The organism is Neisseria chenwenguii (assembly GCF_002216145.1).
Taxonomy (GTDB): domain Bacteria; phylum Pseudomonadota; class Gammaproteobacteria; order Burkholderiales; family Neisseriaceae; genus Neisseria; species Neisseria chenwenguii.
On the sequence record NZ_CP022278.1, the window covers coordinates 1,850,692 to 1,866,520 of the forward strand.

The following is a 15,829-nucleotide window of genomic DNA, read 5'->3' on the forward strand; positions in this document are numbered from 1 at the left end:
TTGGCTGCGGCTTGCCGTACTACTTGTACTGTCTGCGCCTTGCCGCCTTGTATCTTTCTTATTTTATTTTTATTTCGCTATAGTTTGAAGTAAATCAAAAGGCCGTCTGAAAAATCTTCTCTTTTCAGACGGCCTCTTAGATAATTGAAATTTGGCGCACCCAACAGGGATCGAACCTGTGGCCTCCAGCTTCGGAAACTGACGCTCTTCCAACTGAGCTATGGGTGCATAGGGGCGTAAGATTAGCGCAAAATGCCCGAGTTGGCAAAGTATTTCCCGAAAGACGGCGCAGACTACACGCGGCAACATCTCATGTCGTTTAAAAAACCTTTAATTAACAGCAGGCTAGGCAGGATCGGCAGCCTGCTTTACAGTTTTTTTAACGTAATCGCGCCCGCAGCGATTGGAAAGCACGGGCGATTTCAGTATAATCCAGCAAAATATTGTTAACTGTAATTAACAAACAAACTATAACCCAGTCAAGCACAACCTAACCTAACGGCGAGGCCTACCAAATGAAACAACCCAGCAATCTCAAAGCCCGAGGCTCGGCACTGTTTACCCTTGTGAGCGGTATCGTTATCCTGATCGCAGTCGTATTCTTCCTGATCAAACTGGCCGGCAGCGGCTCGCGTGCCGACGTCGACCAAACCACCGCAACCGCAACCGAAACCCGTATCCAGCCGAGCGGCCAACTGACGCTGGGCGACGGCATTCCCGTCGGCGAACGCAAAGGCGAGGCGATTTTCCAAAAAATCTGTATCCAATGTCACGCTGCCGACAGCATTGTTCCGAATGCTCCAAAACTGGGTAACAGCGGCGATTGGGCGCCGCGTATCGCACAAGGTTTCGACACTTTGTTCCAACACGCTTTGAACGGTTTTAACGCAATGCCGGCGAAAGGCGGTGCGGCTGACCTGACCGACCAAGAGCTCAAGCGCGTGATTACCTATATGGCCAACCAAGCCGGCGGTAATTTTCCCGATCCTGACACCGCAGGCGCAGTTCCTGCCGCCGCTTCGGGTGCAGCTCCCGCTGCCGCATCAGACGCAGCTTCCGGTGACGCACCTGCCGCCGCTTCAGGTTCCGCCGCAGCCGCTGCGCCTGCTGCCGGCGGTGCAGACGGTAAAGCCGTATTCGAAGCCAACTGCGCAGCCTGCCACGGCGCAAATTCCGCAATTCCCGGTATTCCGCATGTAACCAATAAAGCAGAATGGGCGCCGCGCATCAAAAAAGGCAAAGAAGCACTGTATAAGAGCGCGCTGGAAGGCTTCAACGCGATGCCGGCCAAAGGCGGCAACATCAGCCTGAGTGATGATGATGTTAAAGCAGCTGTGGATTACATGGCTAACCAGTCCGGCGGTAAATTCTAAGTCGGAACCGTTGATACAGATAGAAAAACGCACCGTACACGGTGCGTTTTTATTGATGGAGGCCGTCTGAAATTTTCAGACGGCCTCAAATTCATGAAACCAGGAACCTAAAATTCAGATCAAAAGTTTAACCCAAACTGCTGATTACGCCGTTTACACCGGCTGCAGCCGCCAGACGGTAGAGGATTTCCTGCGGCATATCGTTGTGCCAAAGCTGCGTGATGTTGGTGATAACGGGCAGGTAGGTTTCTTTGTGTACCCTGACGACGGCATCGACATCCAGGCGGTAAACGTGTTCCGGCTCGAAACTGAGCGTGCCGGCTTCGCCGAGGATAACCAAACGGTTGCCGCGGCGGGCGATGTGTTCGGCGGCGGCCAGCCAGTCGTCAACGCGGTGGTGTTTGTCTTTGCACAAGACGACGGGGGTGTTCAGACGGCCTACTTCGTCTTGCAGAACGCGGTTGGCCATCAGTTCGCCGCCGAGGTAGAGGATGTCGGCTTCGGCAGCCAGCGCGGATTCAATCTGGCGCACGTCGCGGATGCGGACGAGGGCGGGACGGCCGGATTCGTGCAGGCGGGCAAGTTCGGCCTGCATGGTTTGGATTTGCTGTTTTTCGCTGCCGGTATCGACTTCGGCGTAGGGGCGGGCGGAGAGGTAAAACGGGTCGAGAAATACGGCGTCGGCGTGTTTGGCGTTTTCAGGTTTGGACGTAATATCCAGCATTTTTGCGCCTCCGAACGCCACGCCGCGCACATGAATGACGCTGCTTTCGGCCTGCGTTTCTCGGCTGATGGTTTTCCATGCGTTCAACACGCGTACGACGCGCTCGACTTCGGGCAGATTTTCCAATTCGTTGGGCAGGAAAACGCGCTCGTCGCCCACGGCACCGATGATGGTGCGCTCTTCTCCTTGCGAAATGTGTTCCTGCAAGCCTTTGCTGCGGATGAATTCGGTTACGCGGGCTACCGCCGCTTCGCCGGCCTGTTTTTGCATGATGATGATCATCGTGCACTCCTTAAAGAAGATGGTTTGCCGATGTTACCACATTCTGCTTTTCAGACGGCCTTTCGGCGGGTGTTGTAAAATTTATTCCGTGCGGATTTTTGTGTGAAAGAATGCAACAGTTTTTCAGACGGCCTGTGTTATACTTTGAAACCGTTTATTTAGCATCATTTGTCATGAACCGTCTGCAATCAGGTAAATTCTGGCTGAAATTCGTCTTTTTCAGTACGCTGGTATCTTTGTTGGTACTGGCCGGCCTGTATGCCTCGGTTTACCACTTCTTCACGGCCGAGCGCATCCAGCGTTTCGCCGATTCTGCCCTCCAAGATACCCGCCGCACCATCCGTTTCGACCAAGACATCAAACGCAGCTGGTTTCCGCGCCCGACTTTTACCCTGAAAAATCTGACCGTCTCCCAACCCGGCAGCAGCCAAACCGCCATCGAAGTCAAGGAAACCCGCATCGGTTTGGCTTGGGAAAGCCTGTGGCAGCAGCCCGTGATTGAAAAATGGGTGTTGGTCGGTGTGAATACTTCGCTTGAGCAGTCTGCCAATGGTCAATGGAATTTACAGGATTTGTGGCGCAAAGAAAGCCCGGCTGCCCGGCCGCGCCGCGTGATTGTGGAAGACAGTCATCTGCGTTTGCGTCTTTTGCAGGACGAATATCGGATAGAACAATTTGGTTTACATATTGATGCGCCTGAAAAAGGCAGCCGTAGATTTGAAATCAGCGGAGTCAGCGATTATCAGGGCAGTCCGTTGAAATGGCACGGTGCGGGTTTTCTCAATCCGGTCGGCAGCAGTTGGAAAATTCCCGTCATACATTTGGAAGCGGAAGGCCGTCTGAAAGACGAAACCGTCAAAATAATGGCCGACAGCGCACTTGAGTGGCAAACTAAAACCAATATTATTCAAGCAGTTGGCTTAAGTTTGCAAACGGATAGTTCTTATCAAAATCTGCACTTAAGCACGCAGATTCCACGTTTGGTGTTGCGTAACAACGCGGTTAGCATTAATTCTCTCAGCAGCGCGTTTACTGCCGGTGAAAAGGGTAATCAGTGGGACGGTTCAGTGATTGTCGATAAAGCCAGCCTCTACACCACCATTGCCGCGCTCGACGGCGTGGAAATCAAAGCCAGCCACCGAAGCGACACTATGCAGACCCACTTTACCGCGCAAGGGCCGCTGGTGTGGCGTCAGAGCACCGGCCTTCAGGCGGACAACCTTCAGTTTACTTCCCTGCAAGATTCCATCGCGCAATCATCGCAGCCGCGTTTTATCAGCGCCTTGTCGGGCAGTTTTGTCATGCAAGATTGGAATAACTGGCAGGCCAAACTCAGCGGCTCGTTCGACCGCCAGCCTGCCGCGTTCAACATCAAATACGCCGCCCAAGCCGGAAAAGCAGGGCGTTTGGAAGCCGGCATCGGCTTGCGCCGCCTGTCGCTCGATTCCTATTGGAAAGACATCCAACAGCGTTCCGACAGCATTTATCCCAAATTCCTGACCAGCAAAGGTATGCCGGAAATCGCCGCCCAGCTTAAAATCGATCAAATACAAGCACCCGGCTTGCAGCTGGACAACGTGGAAACCGGCCTGATCGCCAACTGCCAACACATCCTGCTCAGCAATTTCAAAGCCGGTCTGTACGGCGGGCACACCGAGGGCGGTGTCAGCATGACCAATACCACGCCTGTTTCCTACCGTTTGCAGCAAAACGCGCAAGGCGTGCAGATTCGGCCGCTTTTGGAAGATTTGTTCGGTTTCCGCAGCATCAGCGGCAGCGGCAATGCCGTGATTGACGTCGCCACCAAAGGCAGCGACCGCAAAAGCCTGACCGAAGCCCTGACCGGCACGCTGGGCATCAACGTCGTCAACGGCGCATGGCACGGCATCGACATCGACAACATCCTGCAAAGCGGCAATGTCGGCAAGCAAAGCCAAAGCGGCCAAACCGCGCAAACGCCGTTCCAACGCTTCGCGCTCAACAGCCTGATTGAAAACGGCGTCAGCTACCATCTGAACACCGAACTGCTTTCCCCGAGCCTGCGCGTAACCAGCCAAGGCTATACGGATTTGAACAAGCAGACCTTGGAAGAGGAATTGATGATTTACGATGCCCGCAATCCGAAAGCCAAGCCCGTTCCGCTCAAAATAAGCGGTGCGGTTTCCAATCCCTCCGTTACGCTGGATTACCAACGTCTGACCGACGGTTTGAACACCCGCAAAGAGCGGCGCAAAGCGCTGGAAGACACCTTGCGCGAACAATGGCAGCGATTGATGCCGGATTAGCCGGTATATTTATTATGATTGCAGGCCGTCTGAAACGATTTTCAGACGGCCTCGAATATTTTCAGAACGCTCGGATTGTCTGAAAATATGTTTGAGACTGTTTAATCAGGTTGCAGATGCGTAAGCGGCAGAGCGGTAGTGTTTTTGATTTCTTTCAAAACGAAACTCGATTGCGCGTCTTGCACGCCGGGGTGGGAGAGCAGGGTGTCGAGTACAAAATGGGAAAACGCGCCCATGTCGGTAAAAAAGGCGTGCAAGAGGTAGTCGGTTTCGCCAGTCAGTGCGAAGCAGCTTAATACTTCCGGCCAGGTTTGCACGGATTCGGAAAAAGCCTCGCGGGCAGATTTTGCCTTGTCGATGGAAACGCGGATAAACGCCTGTAAATCCAAATCGACTTTGGCGGGCGAGAGCAGGGCGGCATATTGGCGGATAATGCCGTCGTCTTCAAGCTGCTTGAGGCGGCGCAGACAGGGCGAGGGCGACAGAGCGACGCGTTCGGACAGTTCGACGTTGGTCAGTCGGCCGTTTTCCTGTAAAACCTGCAGGATTTTGATGTCGGTTTTGTCTAAGATAAGTTGCGCCATGTCGGGATTCCTTGCCTCGGTTGGAATGGGAACGGTTTTGTTTCAGGGTCTGGTAACGATTTTATCTTGATTAAACTTAACATACAATAGTGCCGTAAGTTTTAATTTGCCAACATAATCTGTGTTAAAGCACAGGTTTTATTTCCTATAATTTTATTGTGCTATCCTCTGCGAATTCCCGATAGTTTTTTTAAAACCGACGGCAATCTTGCCCAAACCGGCGTTTCCCGCCATAATCCTAACGTGTGCAGGAGAGTGCCGCATCCGGCTACGGTGCGGCCGCCGAAGGCGCAGACGCCCTTAAATCGCTCAGGCATCAGGGACTGCACGCTGCAATAAAAAATCTGGAGAGCGGTCTGTTTTTACAGATCCACCGAAGGGGAGAAGGCGCCGCACCACCATGCGGATGCGGAAAATGCGGCTGGCAGGCCGCGCCGTGTGCCGAAAATCTCAGGTTCAAGGACAGATAGGGTTTCCTGCCGCAGCGTCGTGCAAATGCAATAAGCAGCCCGTCGCATCTAAACCAAACGAATCCGCCTTTTTCAGACGGCTTTATTTATACCGGTATGCCGTCTGAAAAATATCCTCCCGAAAGAATTTCCATCATGAATCCTGTTCCCGAATCCCTCTGCTACACCCCGGCCCATACCTGGCTGCGCGCCGAAGCAGACGGTACGCTGACCGTCGGCATTACCCATCACGCCCAGGAAATGCTGGGTGATATTGTCTTTGTCGAACTGCCTGATGCGGGAACAGATTTTGCCGCCGGCGCGCAGACCGGCGTGGTCGAGTCGGTCAAATCCGCTTCCGACATCCATACGCCGGTTGCCGGCCGGATTACCGCTGTCAACGATGATTTGGCCACCGCGCCCGAAACCGTCAACAGCGATCCCTATGGTGCGGGCTGGTTTTTCAAAATCCTCCCGGCTGATCCAGCCGCTTTGGACAGCTTTCTGACTGCGGATCAATATGCCGTTCAAATAGGCTGAGGCTGTATGGAGCGATACGGATAAAGGCCGTCTGAAAACGTGTGTGTGCGGTTTTCAGACGGCCTTTGTTTTGGTCAGAGGGGTTTTGCGGAAATATTTGAACTGCTGTTGCCGCAGACATTTACAGGGTGGCATCCTGCTTTACAGCAGGATACGAATGCCGTCTGAAAAAAGAAAGGAAAAACATGAAAACCATCGGTATCATCGGCGGTATGAGCCCCGAAAGCACCGTGCTGTATTACCAAACCATCAACCGCGAAACCAACCGCCGATTGGGCGGCAACCGTAGCGCGGATATTGTGATGCACAGCGTCGATTTTGAAACCATCGCCGCCATGCAGCGAAAGGGTGCGTGGGACGAGGCGGGTAAGGCATTGGCACAGAGTGCGCAAAAGCTCGAAAGCATCGGTGCGGAGGCTCTGGTTTTGGCGACCAATACCATGCACAAAGTCGCGCCGTTTATCGAAGCGGCGGTACGCGTTCCGCTCATCCATATTGTCGATGCCACCGCTGATGCGGTGAAGAAACGCGGCTTCGGCAAGGTCGGGCTGTTGGGTACGAAATTTACCATGAGCGACGGTTTTTACACGGCGCGCATGGCGGAGGCGGGCGTGGAAACGCCTGTGCCGTCTGAAAACGTACAAAACGAAATCCACCGCATCATTTTTGAAGAGCTCTGCCTCAACAAAATTTCCGCCGCGTCAAAAACCTATTATTATCAAACAATTGAAGATTTGAAAAAACAGGGTGCGGAAGGCGTGATTCTCGGCTGCACCGAAATCGGCCTCCTGGTCGATGCGGCGGACTGCCCGCTGCCTGTGTTTGACAGTGCCGAAATCCACGCGCTTGCGGCGGTGGATTTTGCCCTGAACGATGGGGCCGTCTGAAAAATGAGTTCCACATACTGCGCCTTTTGTGCCGCGCTGCCCGACGACACCGACAACCCCAACAAAGCCTACCACGACCGCGCCTACGGTTTTCCGATTCACGACGACAACGCGCTTTTCGGGCGGCTGGTGCTGGAAATCAATCAGGCGGGTTTGAGCTGGCTGACGATTTTGAAGAAAGAGGCCGCGTTTCAGGCGGCCTATTGCGGTTTCGACATCGCAAAAGTCGCCGCGTTTGACGACGCCGACCGCGAACGCCTGCTCGCCGACGCGGGCATCATCCGCAACCGCCTGAAAATCGACGCTGCGATTTACAACGCGCGGCAAATCCTTGAAATCCAAGCGCAATATGGTTCGTTTGAAAACTGGCTTGACGCCCATCACCCGCGCAAAAAGGCGGACTGGGTAAAGCTGTTTAAAAAGCATTTCAAATTTGTCGGCGGCGAAATCGTCGGCGAATTTCTGATGAGCACAGGCTATCTTCCGGGTGCGCACAGCGAGGATTGCTCCGTGTTTGCCGAAGTGATGGCGCTGAAGCCGAAATGGGCTGAGGCCGTCTGAAACTTGTATGGGCCCTTCGAATTTTGTAACCTCCTTTCAACCGGTTGCTAAAACCTATTCCGATAAACGGCCAAAAAGGCCGTCTGAAAAAATTCAGACGGCCTTTGTCATGCTTTCAAACGCTTATTTTCAAACGGCTCCGATTATTTCGAACCCACTTTGATTTTCTGCCACAGATTGACGGTCAGGCGTTTGGCGTCGGCGCTCATTTGCGGCATCACAAAACCGTTTTTCATGTCTTCCGCAGTCGGGAAGATGGAACGGGTTTCGACCAGTTTTTTGTCCATTTTTTCGCGTGCCGGCAGGCTGGCGGGGGCGAAGGTTACGGCGGCACCGTTTTTCGCGGCGATTTCGGGGTCGAGGGTGTAGTTGATGTATTTATGGGCGTTGGCGACGTTTTTCGCGTCGGCCGGAATCAGCCAGGATTCAATCCAGAAGCCCATGCCTTTCGGCGTCAATACTTCGATGCCGACGTTGTTTTTCACTTCTTCCGAACGCGCTTTTGCCAAGTTCAAATCGCCGCCGTTACCTGCCGCCAGACAGATGTCGCCGCGTGCCAGCTCGTCAATCACAGACGGACTGAAGCGTTTCACGTCAGGACGCACGGCTTTCAATACTTCGGCTGCTGCTTTGATGTCGTCTTTATTGGTGCCTTTAGGGTCTTTGCCCAAGTAGTTCAGCACAATCGGGAACATTTCAGACGGCGTGTCCCACAGCGCGATGCCGCAGGATTTCAGCTTGCTGGTGTATTCGGGTTTGAACAGCAAATCCCAGCCGTTTTCAGGCAGTTTGCCGCCGAGGATTTCTCTGCCTTTGGCGGTGATGGCCAAGGTGTTTACGCCGGAGAAGTAGGGTACGGCGTATTGGTTGCCCGGGTCGGAGGTTTCGAGCATTTTCAAAAGCTCGGGATCGATGTTTTTATAGTTCGGAATCAGGTCTTTATTGATTTTCTGATACGCGCCGGCTTCGATTTGGCGCGGCAGAAAGGCGATGCCGGGTACAACGAGGTCGTAGCCGGATTTGCCGGTCAGCATTTTGGCTTCGAGCGTTTCGTTGTTTTCATACAAATCGTAGGTCAGCTTTAATTTGTTGGTTTTTTTGAAGTCTTCGACGGTGCTTTCGTCAACGTAGTTTGACCAGTTGTAGATGTTTAAGGCGTCGGTAGCGGGCGCATTGGCAGCAGGCGCGTTGTCGGCGGCTGCTTGAGGTTGTGCGGATTTGTCGCCACCGCCGCAGGCGGCAAGCGCCAGCGCGGCCAAAACGGCTAATACGGATTTTTTCATACGGGTTGGTTTCCTGATGAAAGGTTGTTTGAAAATGAAAACACCTGCGCCCCATCAATACCCCGGCGCGGTGCGGGGCTATTGTAATGTAAGTCTGATAAAAATCAAAGCGATATTGGAAATGCGGCGCAGACGGCGCGGTGCGGGCGGTTTGGCACGGTGCGGATAAAATGCTTGCGCATAAAGGGATTAGTCTTTAAAATTGCACGTTTACAAATTCCGTTTATTTTCAGGAGATATTCAATGGCAAACAGCGCACAAGCCCGCAAACGTGCCCGCCAGTCGGTTAAACAACGAGCCCACAACGCAAGCTTGCGTACTGCATTCCGCACCGCAGTGAAAAAAGTATTGAAAGCCGTGGAAGCCGGCGACAAAGCCGCTGCTCAGGCAGTTTACAAAGATTCGGTTAAAGTCATCGACCGCATCGCCGATAAAGGCGTTTACCACAAAAATAAAGCAGCCCGCCATAAGAGCCGTCTGTCTGCCAAAGTGAAAGCTCTGGCTTAATGTTTTGCTGCGGTTCGGTCGAAACAGCCGAGCTGCCGTAATCCCGACTGTGCCCCCGATGCCGATAACCATGCGGTGTGCGGGGGCATCGGTTTGTCTGAAATGTGGCAAACCGATGCCGGATTGTTCCGCCAAACGGGCGCCGTTCTTTTTTCAGACGGCCTTTGACTTTATAATGTAAGGCCGTCTGAAAAGTGATTTGGAAATGGTAACTTTATGATGTTGAAACATTATCTGCTGTTGGGTGCGGGTTTGGCCGCCGTTTTGCCGGCTGTGCAGGCTGCGGATGCTTTGCAGTGTACGGCGATTCAGGACAACGCCTTGCGTCTGGCCTGTTACGACCGTATCCATTCGGCGCAGCTTCCGCCGCAAAAGCCGATTGCGCAGGCGGAAAAAGCTGCGCCCAAATCGGTTGACTTGAAGGAAACGGTCAACGCCAGCCGCAAGAAAAAAGAAGTGGCGGTGGTGTTTGAGCAGCCGGCCGTTTCGGAATCGGAATTGCAGGCCGCGGCAGAGGCTTATACGCCCTTGAGCGTGATGTACGATTTGGATCAGAACGATGCCCGCGGCCTTTTGACCGTGCGCGAACACAATCCGATGTATCTTTTGCCCGTGTGGTACAACAGCAGCCCGAATTACACGCCCGAATCGCCGACGCGCGGCATCACGACGCAGGAGAAATTCGGCGAGCAGAAACGCGCCGAAGCCAAAATGCAGGTGTCGTTTAAAAGCAAGCTGATGGAAGATCTGTTTAACACCCGCGCCGATTTGTGGTTCGGCTACACGCAGAAATCCGATTGGCAGATTTACAATCAGGGGCGCAAATCCGCGCCGTTCCGCAATACCGATTACGAACCCGAAATCTTCCTGACCCAGCCCGTGAAAGCCGATTTGCCGTTCGGCGGCAAACTGCGCATGGTCGGCGCGGGGTTCGTGCATCAGTCCAACGGCCAGAGCTGCCCCGAATCGCGTTCGTGGAACCGTGCTTACGCCATGGCAGGCATGGAATGGGGCAAGCTGACTCTGATTCCGCGTGTATGGATGCGGGCGTTTGACCAAAGCGGCGACGAAGACGACAATCCCGATATTAAAAAATACCTCGGTTACGGCGATTTGAAAGTCCAATACCGTTTGAACGACAAACAAAACGTCTATTCCGTGTTGCGCTACAACCCCAAATCCGGGCGCGGCGCGGTTGAGGCGGCTTATACGTTCCCGATTAAAGGCAAACTCAAAGGCGTCGTGCGCGGTTTCCACGGCTACGGCGAGAGCCTGATCGACTACAACCACAAGCAAAACGGCATCGGCGTCGGTCTGATGTTTAACGATTGGGACGGCATCTGACGCTGTTTTTTTCAGGCGGCCTCAAACCGTTTTTACCCCGCAGGCCGTCTGAAAATATCCGCTGCCGTTCAGCGCAATCGCGCGTATAATGGCGCGTTTGCGGCAAACAAACCCTACATAGGAATACTGATGGCAGAAAAACCGGCCGAGAGCGGAAAATTCGCTAAGGCATTGAAAAAATATCTGATTACCGGCGTTTTGGTATGGCTGCCGATTGCCGTTACCATTTGGGTGATTACCTACATCGTGTCGGCTTCCGACCAGCTCATCAATTTGCTGCCCGTCAAGTGGCAGCCCAAAAACTCTTTGGGTTTCAACATTCCCGGCTTGGGCGTGATTGTCGCGGTAGTGGTATTGTTTGTGACCGGCCTGTTTGGCGCAAACGTATTGGGCAAGCGGATTATTCAGGCTTGGGACGGCCTCTTGGGGCGGATTCCCGTGGTGAAATCCATTTATTCCAGCGTGAAAAAAGTATCCGAATCTCTGCTTTCCGACAGCAGCCGTTCCTTCAAAACGCCCGTACTCGTGCCGTTTCCGCAGCCGGATATTTGGACGATTGCCTTCGTTTCCGGCAGCATTCCGCCCGCCGTTCAGCAAGGCTTGGCTCAAAACAGCAGCGAAGGATACATTTCCGTTTACGTCCCGACCACGCCCAACCCCACCGGCGGCTACTACATCATGGTGAAGAAGAGCGACGTGCGCGAGCTGGACATGAGCGTGGACGAAGCCTTGAAATATGTGATTTCGCTGGGCATGGTGATGCCCGACGAACACGCCCCGAAAGCCCTGCCCGAGGGCAGGCCGTCTGACCATTGACATTCAGGCCGTCTGAAAAACGGTTGCTGAAGCGCAGCCGAAGTATTCAGACGGCCTCAACCGTTAACAAAATATATATAGTGAATCAAACACAAAAGGTGATTTTATGCGTACCAACTACTGCGGCTTAATCAGCGAGCAATACTTAGACCAAACCGTTACCGTCAAAGGCTGGGTGCACCGCCGCCGCGACCACGGCGGGGTGATTTTCATCGACCTGCGTGACCGCGAAGGCATCGTGCAAGTCGTTATCGACCCCGATACCCCCGAGGCTTTTCAGACGGCCGATTCCGCCCGCAACGAATACGTTTTGAGCATTACCGGCCGCGTGCGCAACCGCCCCGAAGGCACCACCAACGACAAAATGATTTCCGGCAAAATCGAAATTCTGGCCAAAGAAATCGAAGTATTGAACACCGCCGCAACGCCGCCGTTCCAAATCGACGATGAAAACCTCAGCGAAAACGTGCGCCTGCAAAACCGCGTCATCGACCTGCGCCGTCCTGTGATGCAGCGCAATCTGAAACTGCGCTACCAAGTGGCGATGGGCGTGCGCCGCTACCTCGACGCGCAGGGCTTTATCGACATCGAAACGCCGATGCTGACCCGTTCCACCCCCGAAGGCGCGCGCGACTACCTCGTACCCAGCCGCGTGCATCCGGGCGAATTTTTCGCGCTGCCGCAGTCGCCGCAGTTGTTTAAGCAACTGCTGATGGTGGCCGGTTTCGACCGCTACTACCAAATCACCAAATGCTTCCGCGACGAAGATTTGCGCGCCGACCGCCAGCCCGAATTTACCCAGATCGACTTGGAAACTTCGTTTTTGAACGAAGACGAAATCATGGACATCACCGAAGGCATGGCCAAAAAAGTGTTCAAAGACGCGTTGGGCGTGGATTTGGGCGACTTCCCGCGTATGCCGTTTGCCGAAGCCATGTTCTACTATGGTTCCGACAAACCCGATATGCGCGTGTCGCTGAAATTTACTGAGTTGACCGACTTGATGAAAACGGAAGAATTCAAAGTCTTCCGCGCCGCCGCCGACATGAAAGGCGGCCGCGTCGTCGCCCTGCGCGTACCGAACGGGGCCAAACTGTCGCGCAAAGACATCGACGAATACACCAAATTCGTCGGTATCTACGGCGCCAAAGGCTTGGCTTATATCAAAGTGAACGACGTGAGCAACCTTTCCAACGGCGAAGACAGCGGCCTGCAGTCGCCCATCGTCAAATTCCTGTCTGAGGCCTGTCTGAAAGCCATCATTGAGCAAACCGGCGCACAAAACGGCGACATCATCTTCTTCGGCGCAGACAAAGCCAAAGTCGTGAACGAAGCCATCGGTGCCCTGCGCATCAAAATCGGCCACGAGCACGGCGCGGCCGACGGCTACTTCGTTGACGAATGGCGCCCGCTGTGGGTCGTCGATTTCCCGATGTTCGAATACGACGAAGAAAACGACCGCTACGCCGCCATGCACCACCCCTTTACCTCGCCCAAACCCGGCCATGAAGACCTGATGGAAAGCGACCCCGAAAACTGCCTTGCCCGCGCCTACGACATGGTGCTCAACGGCTGGGAAATCGGCGGCGGCTCCATCCGTATCCACCGTGCCGACGTGCAGGAAAAAGTGTTCGCCGCGCTGAAAATCACGCCCGAAGAGCAGCAGGAAAAATTCGGCTTCCTGCTCGACAATCTCAAATTCGGCGCACCTCCGCACGGCGGCCTGGCCTTCGGTCTCGACCGTTTGGTAACGCTGATGACCGGTGCGGAATCCATTCGCGACGTCATCGCTTTCCCGAAAACCCAGCGTGCCCAATGCCTGCTGACCAACGCGCCGAACGCGGTGGACGACAAACAACTGCGCGAACTCAGCCTGCGTCTGCGTGCTAAGGCAACTGAAAACAAAGAGTAAATGCTGTGAAACAAAGGCCGTCTGAAAAACCGAAAATCAGGTTTTTAGACGGCCTTTTTGACGGTAGCCGGTTTGGATGGCCGGTTTTCGGATTTTCCTTTTACAAACCGTTAACCAATACCGCGCGGCCGATGGTGGCGTTAATGCGGATGTCGCGGTAGGGAGCGTATTCGGGGCTGTTGTACCAAGCGCGGGCGGTGGCCATATCGGGAAATCTGATGACGACCGAGCCGTCGGCAGGCGCGCCTTCAAGCGCTTGGATGGCACCGTTGAGTACCAGCATTTCGCCGTTGTAATTGGTTAGGGATGGTGCGGCCAGTTGTAAATAGCGGTCATATTCGGACTGGTCGAGCATTTGGTCGCGTAGAAAAATAACATAGGCGGACATAGGATTCCTTTTGATTTGAAAACTGCAGGCATTATATCGTAATGACAAAAGGCCGTCTGAATTTTCAGACGGCCTTCGCTTGCCTATACGCGATTGACGGTATAATGGCGCGACTTGTTTTTTTAAGGCTTTCCCATGCCGGTTTATTTCATTGCCGATTTACATTTGAGCGAATCCCGCCCCGAGCTGACGGCGCTGTTTCTGCGTTTTATGCGCGAACGGGCGCTTCAGGCGCGGGCGGTTTATATTTTGGGGGATTTGTTTGATTTTTGGGTGGGCGATGACGAGCAGTCGGAGCTGATTGATGCGGTTCAGACGGCCATACGCGCGGCGGCTGATGTGGGGGTGGAATGTTTTTTTGTACACGGCAACCGCGATTTTCTGATTGGCAGCCGTTTTGCGGAAAGGGCGGGGCTGAAGCTGCTGCCGGAATATCATCTGCTTGATTTGTTTGGCGAAAAAACCTTGATTTGTCACGGCGATACGCTTTGCACAGATGATGTGCGCTATCAGCGTTTCCGCAAAATCGTGCATTGCAAATGGCTGCAAGGGTTGTTTCTGCGGCTGCCGCTTTCGCTACGGTTGAACATTGCGCGGAAAATCCGCCGTGCGAGCAAGAGCGACCAGCAGTATAAGCCGTCTGAAATTATGGATGTGAACCCGCAGTTTACGGCGGCAACGGCGGCGCAATACGGCGTGAGGCTGCTGATTCACGGCCATACGCACCGGCAGGCCGTGCATGAAAACGGCGGTTTGACACGGATTGTGTTGGGCGATTGGCATGCGGACAGGGCGTCGGTGTTGCGCTTTGATGAAAACGGATTCGGGTTTGAGGAATGATGAAGGCCGTCTGAAAATCCGCTTGCAGCGCGCAGCCGGATTTTCAGACGGCCTTTACATATTTAAAAACACCGTTACCCATCCTGATTGGAGCAGTGCTCCGTTCCCGTGCTATCATGCCCCGGCCAATCAATGAAAGGAATAACTTTATGAAAACAAATGGATTTTAGCCGCCGTGATGTGTGCTGCCATCCCCGGCGCATGGGCGGCACCTGCAAGCAAGGTCTCGGTGGAGCGGCTGTTTGAGGTTCAGGGTTTCGATAAACTTATGGACGATACAAACAAAAAAATGCCTGAAACCATGATGGATTTGCCTGCAATACAAAGCAAACTGGCCGGCGTTCCTGCCGACAAACAGACCGCTGTGCGCAAAGTTGTCACACGGTATTTAACGGAATCGCTTCAGTCAATGACCGACAAAAAGGGACGTAAAGAGCTGCGCGACCTTTCTATAGCCGCGACCCAAAAAGTGTACACGCAGGAAGAAGTCGATGCGCTGACCAAGTTTTACGAATCGCCGACCGGCCGCTCGATTATGGCGAAAATGCCGCAATACTTGGACGCCATCATGCAGCCGATGATGGCGATGATGCAGAAGAATATGCAAGCCTTCCGGCAGCAGAAAGAGCCGGCGATGAACCGCGAAATCAACCGCATTATCTGCGGCAAAGACGTTTGCCCAAACAAAAAATAGCCAGTTCTTGTCCGACAGGCCGTCTGAAAACTTTTCAGACGGCCTGTTTTGTCCGGGGCGGATAATGAATAATCCGGTATTGAGGGGAAAAGTAATTTTTACGGATATTTATTTTTTGAAAATCAACAACTAAAAAAAGAATATTGTAAACAATGTTAAAAGATGCAAGGTTTTGCCTTGCCTGATGGGAGCGTTTGCGTTATCGTTGGAATTCCTTTCTCCGATAAACTCTGAGCCTCGAATCAATCAGGCTGCTTGGTTGTCGCCGTGTCCCCCCGAAGCGCGTACCCTAAACCGCTGCCCGAGGGGCTTGCATTACAGGTGCTGTGGCGAGACGGGCTGTCTGTTTGGTTTGACGCG

15 protein-coding genes, 1 tRNA gene and 1 riboswitch are annotated in these 15,829 nt (G+C 53.6%); of the genes, 11 read left to right on the forward strand and 5 right to left on the reverse strand.

Annotated elements, in window-relative coordinates; genetic code table 11:
• Positions 1-152: 152 nt before the first annotated feature.
• Positions 153-228: transfer RNA gene (locus tag BG910_RS09095), tRNA-Arg, on the reverse strand.
• Positions 229-515: 287 nt separating this feature from the next.
• On the opposite strand from BG910_RS09095, the gene BG910_RS09100 reads away from it, so the two are divergent.
• Positions 516-1,373 carry a c-type cytochrome gene (locus BG910_RS09100; RefSeq protein WP_089036561.1) on the forward strand — a complete coding sequence of 286 codons (858 nt, stop codon included), beginning with the start codon at positions 516-518 and terminating at the stop codon, positions 1,371-1,373.
• Between the two features lie 127 nt (positions 1,374-1,500).
• On the opposite strand, the gene BG910_RS09105 is transcribed toward BG910_RS09100, so the two are convergent.
• The gene (locus tag BG910_RS09105) at positions 1,501-2,379 is read right to left on the reverse strand and encodes a chorismate mutase (RefSeq protein ID WP_089036562.1); all 879 of its coding nucleotides are present in this window, start codon (positions 2,377-2,379) and stop codon (positions 1,501-1,503) included.
• Positions 2,380-2,552: 173 nt separating this feature from the next.
• On the opposite strand from BG910_RS09105, the gene BG910_RS09110 reads away from it, so the two are divergent.
• Complete coding sequence (locus tag BG910_RS09110) at positions 2,553-4,664, forward strand: AsmA family protein (protein ID WP_089036563.1); 2,112 nt, start codon at positions 2,553-2,555, stop codon at positions 4,662-4,664.
• A 101-nt stretch (positions 4,665-4,765) separates the two neighbouring features.
• Here BG910_RS09110 and BG910_RS09115 read toward each other — a convergent pair whose 3' ends face one another.
• Entirely contained in the window at positions 4,766-5,248 is a 483-nt protein-coding gene (locus BG910_RS09115; RefSeq protein WP_089036564.1) for an Lrp/AsnC family transcriptional regulator, read from the reverse strand.
• A 238-nt stretch (positions 5,249-5,486) separates the two neighbouring features.
• Positions 5,487-5,584: riboswitch (glycine riboswitch) on the forward strand.
• Positions 5,585-5,850: 266 nt separating this feature from the next.
• On the opposite strand from BG910_RS09115, the gene gcvH reads away from it, so the two are divergent.
• From gcvH to BG910_RS09130, 3 genes are all read left to right on the forward strand, one after another.
• Positions 5,851-6,237 carry a glycine cleavage system protein GcvH gene (gcvH, locus tag BG910_RS09120; protein WP_408633801.1) on the forward strand — a complete coding sequence of 129 codons (387 nt, stop codon included), beginning with the start codon at positions 5,851-5,853 and terminating at the stop codon, positions 6,235-6,237.
• A 185-nt stretch (positions 6,238-6,422) separates the two neighbouring features.
• Positions 6,423-7,124, forward strand: coding sequence for an aspartate/glutamate racemase family protein (locus BG910_RS09125; protein ID WP_089036565.1), 702 nt, complete (start codon positions 6,423-6,425; stop codon positions 7,122-7,124).
• 3 nt (positions 7,125-7,127) lie between these two features.
• Complete coding sequence (locus BG910_RS09130) at positions 7,128-7,685, forward strand: DNA-3-methyladenine glycosylase I (protein WP_089036566.1); 558 nt, start codon at positions 7,128-7,130, stop codon at positions 7,683-7,685.
• Positions 7,686-7,828: 143 nt separating this feature from the next.
• Here the strand turns inward: BG910_RS09130 and BG910_RS09135 are convergent, their stop codons facing one another.
• On the reverse strand, positions 7,829-8,968 hold the full coding sequence (locus BG910_RS09135; RefSeq protein WP_089036567.1) for an extracellular solute-binding protein: 1,140 nt from the start codon (positions 8,966-8,968) through the stop codon (positions 7,829-7,831).
• Positions 8,969-9,211: 243 nt separating this feature from the next.
• Here BG910_RS09135 and rpsT point away from each other — a divergent pair, with 243 nt between their 5' ends.
• From rpsT to aspS, 4 genes are all read left to right on the forward strand, one after another.
• Positions 9,212-9,475 carry a 30S ribosomal protein S20 gene (rpsT, locus tag BG910_RS09140; RefSeq protein WP_089036568.1) on the forward strand — a complete coding sequence of 88 codons (264 nt, stop codon included), beginning with the start codon at positions 9,212-9,214 and terminating at the stop codon, positions 9,473-9,475.
• A 216-nt stretch (positions 9,476-9,691) separates the two neighbouring features.
• Positions 9,692-10,819 carry a phospholipase A gene (locus BG910_RS09145; protein ID WP_089036569.1) on the forward strand — a complete coding sequence of 376 codons (1,128 nt, stop codon included), beginning with the start codon at positions 9,692-9,694 and terminating at the stop codon, positions 10,817-10,819.
• 129 nt (positions 10,820-10,948) lie between these two features.
• Positions 10,949-11,635, forward strand: coding sequence for a DUF502 domain-containing protein (locus tag BG910_RS09150; protein ID WP_089036570.1), 687 nt, complete (start codon positions 10,949-10,951; stop codon positions 11,633-11,635).
• Positions 11,636-11,741: 106 nt separating this feature from the next.
• Positions 11,742-13,547 (forward strand): aspartate--tRNA ligase, encoded by a 1,806-nt coding sequence (gene aspS / locus BG910_RS09155; protein WP_089036571.1) that lies wholly within the window; start codon positions 11,742-11,744, stop codon positions 13,545-13,547.
• A gap of 100 nt (positions 13,548-13,647) precedes the next feature.
• Here the strand turns inward: aspS and BG910_RS09160 are convergent, their stop codons facing one another.
• Positions 13,648-13,935 carry a DUF1330 domain-containing protein gene (locus BG910_RS09160; protein WP_089036572.1) on the reverse strand — a complete coding sequence of 96 codons (288 nt, stop codon included), beginning with the start codon at positions 13,933-13,935 and terminating at the stop codon, positions 13,648-13,650.
• A 135-nt stretch (positions 13,936-14,070) separates the two neighbouring features.
• Between BG910_RS09160 and lpxH the strand changes: the two genes are divergently transcribed.
• Together lpxH and BG910_RS09170 are read left to right on the forward strand one after the other, a co-directional pair.
• Positions 14,071-14,775 carry a UDP-2,3-diacylglucosamine diphosphatase gene (gene lpxH, locus BG910_RS09165; RefSeq protein WP_089036573.1) on the forward strand — a complete coding sequence of 235 codons (705 nt, stop codon included), beginning with the start codon at positions 14,071-14,073 and terminating at the stop codon, positions 14,773-14,775.
• Between the two features lie 178 nt (positions 14,776-14,953).
• On the forward strand, positions 14,954-15,469 hold the full coding sequence (locus BG910_RS09170; RefSeq protein WP_089036574.1) for a DUF2059 domain-containing protein: 516 nt from the start codon (positions 14,954-14,956) through the stop codon (positions 15,467-15,469).
• Positions 15,470-15,829: the final 360 nt, after the last annotated feature.

Excerpts from the sequence above, each read along its gene's own strand:
- BG910_RS09100 (WP_089036561.1), top strand. The coding sequence starts at position 516 with ATGAAACAACCCAGCAATCTCAAAGCCCGAGGCTCGGCACTGTTTACC.
- BG910_RS09105 (WP_089036562.1), bottom strand. The coding sequence starts at position 2,379 with ATGATCATCATCATGCAAAAACAGGCCGGCGAAGCGGCGGTAGCCCGC.
- BG910_RS09110 (WP_089036563.1), top strand. The coding sequence starts at position 2,553 with ATGAACCGTCTGCAATCAGGTAAATTCTGGCTGAAATTCGTCTTTTTC.
- BG910_RS09115 (WP_089036564.1), bottom strand. The coding sequence starts at position 5,248 with ATGGCGCAACTTATCTTAGACAAAACCGACATCAAAATCCTGCAGGTT.
- BG910_RS09125 (WP_089036565.1), top strand. The coding sequence starts at position 6,423 with ATGAAAACCATCGGTATCATCGGCGGTATGAGCCCCGAAAGCACCGTG.
- BG910_RS09130 (WP_089036566.1), top strand. The coding sequence starts at position 7,128 with ATGAGTTCCACATACTGCGCCTTTTGTGCCGCGCTGCCCGACGACACC.
- BG910_RS09135 (WP_089036567.1), bottom strand. The coding sequence starts at position 8,968 with ATGAAAAAATCCGTATTAGCCGTTTTGGCCGCGCTGGCGCTTGCCGCC.
- rpsT (WP_089036568.1), top strand. The coding sequence starts at position 9,212 with ATGGCAAACAGCGCACAAGCCCGCAAACGTGCCCGCCAGTCGGTTAAA.
- BG910_RS09145 (WP_089036569.1), top strand. The coding sequence starts at position 9,692 with ATGATGTTGAAACATTATCTGCTGTTGGGTGCGGGTTTGGCCGCCGTT.
- BG910_RS09150 (WP_089036570.1), top strand. The coding sequence starts at position 10,949 with ATGGCAGAAAAACCGGCCGAGAGCGGAAAATTCGCTAAGGCATTGAAA.
- aspS (WP_089036571.1), top strand. The coding sequence starts at position 11,742 with ATGCGTACCAACTACTGCGGCTTAATCAGCGAGCAATACTTAGACCAA.
- BG910_RS09160 (WP_089036572.1), bottom strand. The coding sequence starts at position 13,935 with ATGTCCGCCTATGTTATTTTTCTACGCGACCAAATGCTCGACCAGTCC.
- lpxH (WP_089036573.1), top strand. The coding sequence starts at position 14,071 with ATGCCGGTTTATTTCATTGCCGATTTACATTTGAGCGAATCCCGCCCC.
- BG910_RS09170 (WP_089036574.1), top strand. The coding sequence starts at position 14,954 with ATGTGTGCTGCCATCCCCGGCGCATGGGCGGCACCTGCAAGCAAGGTC.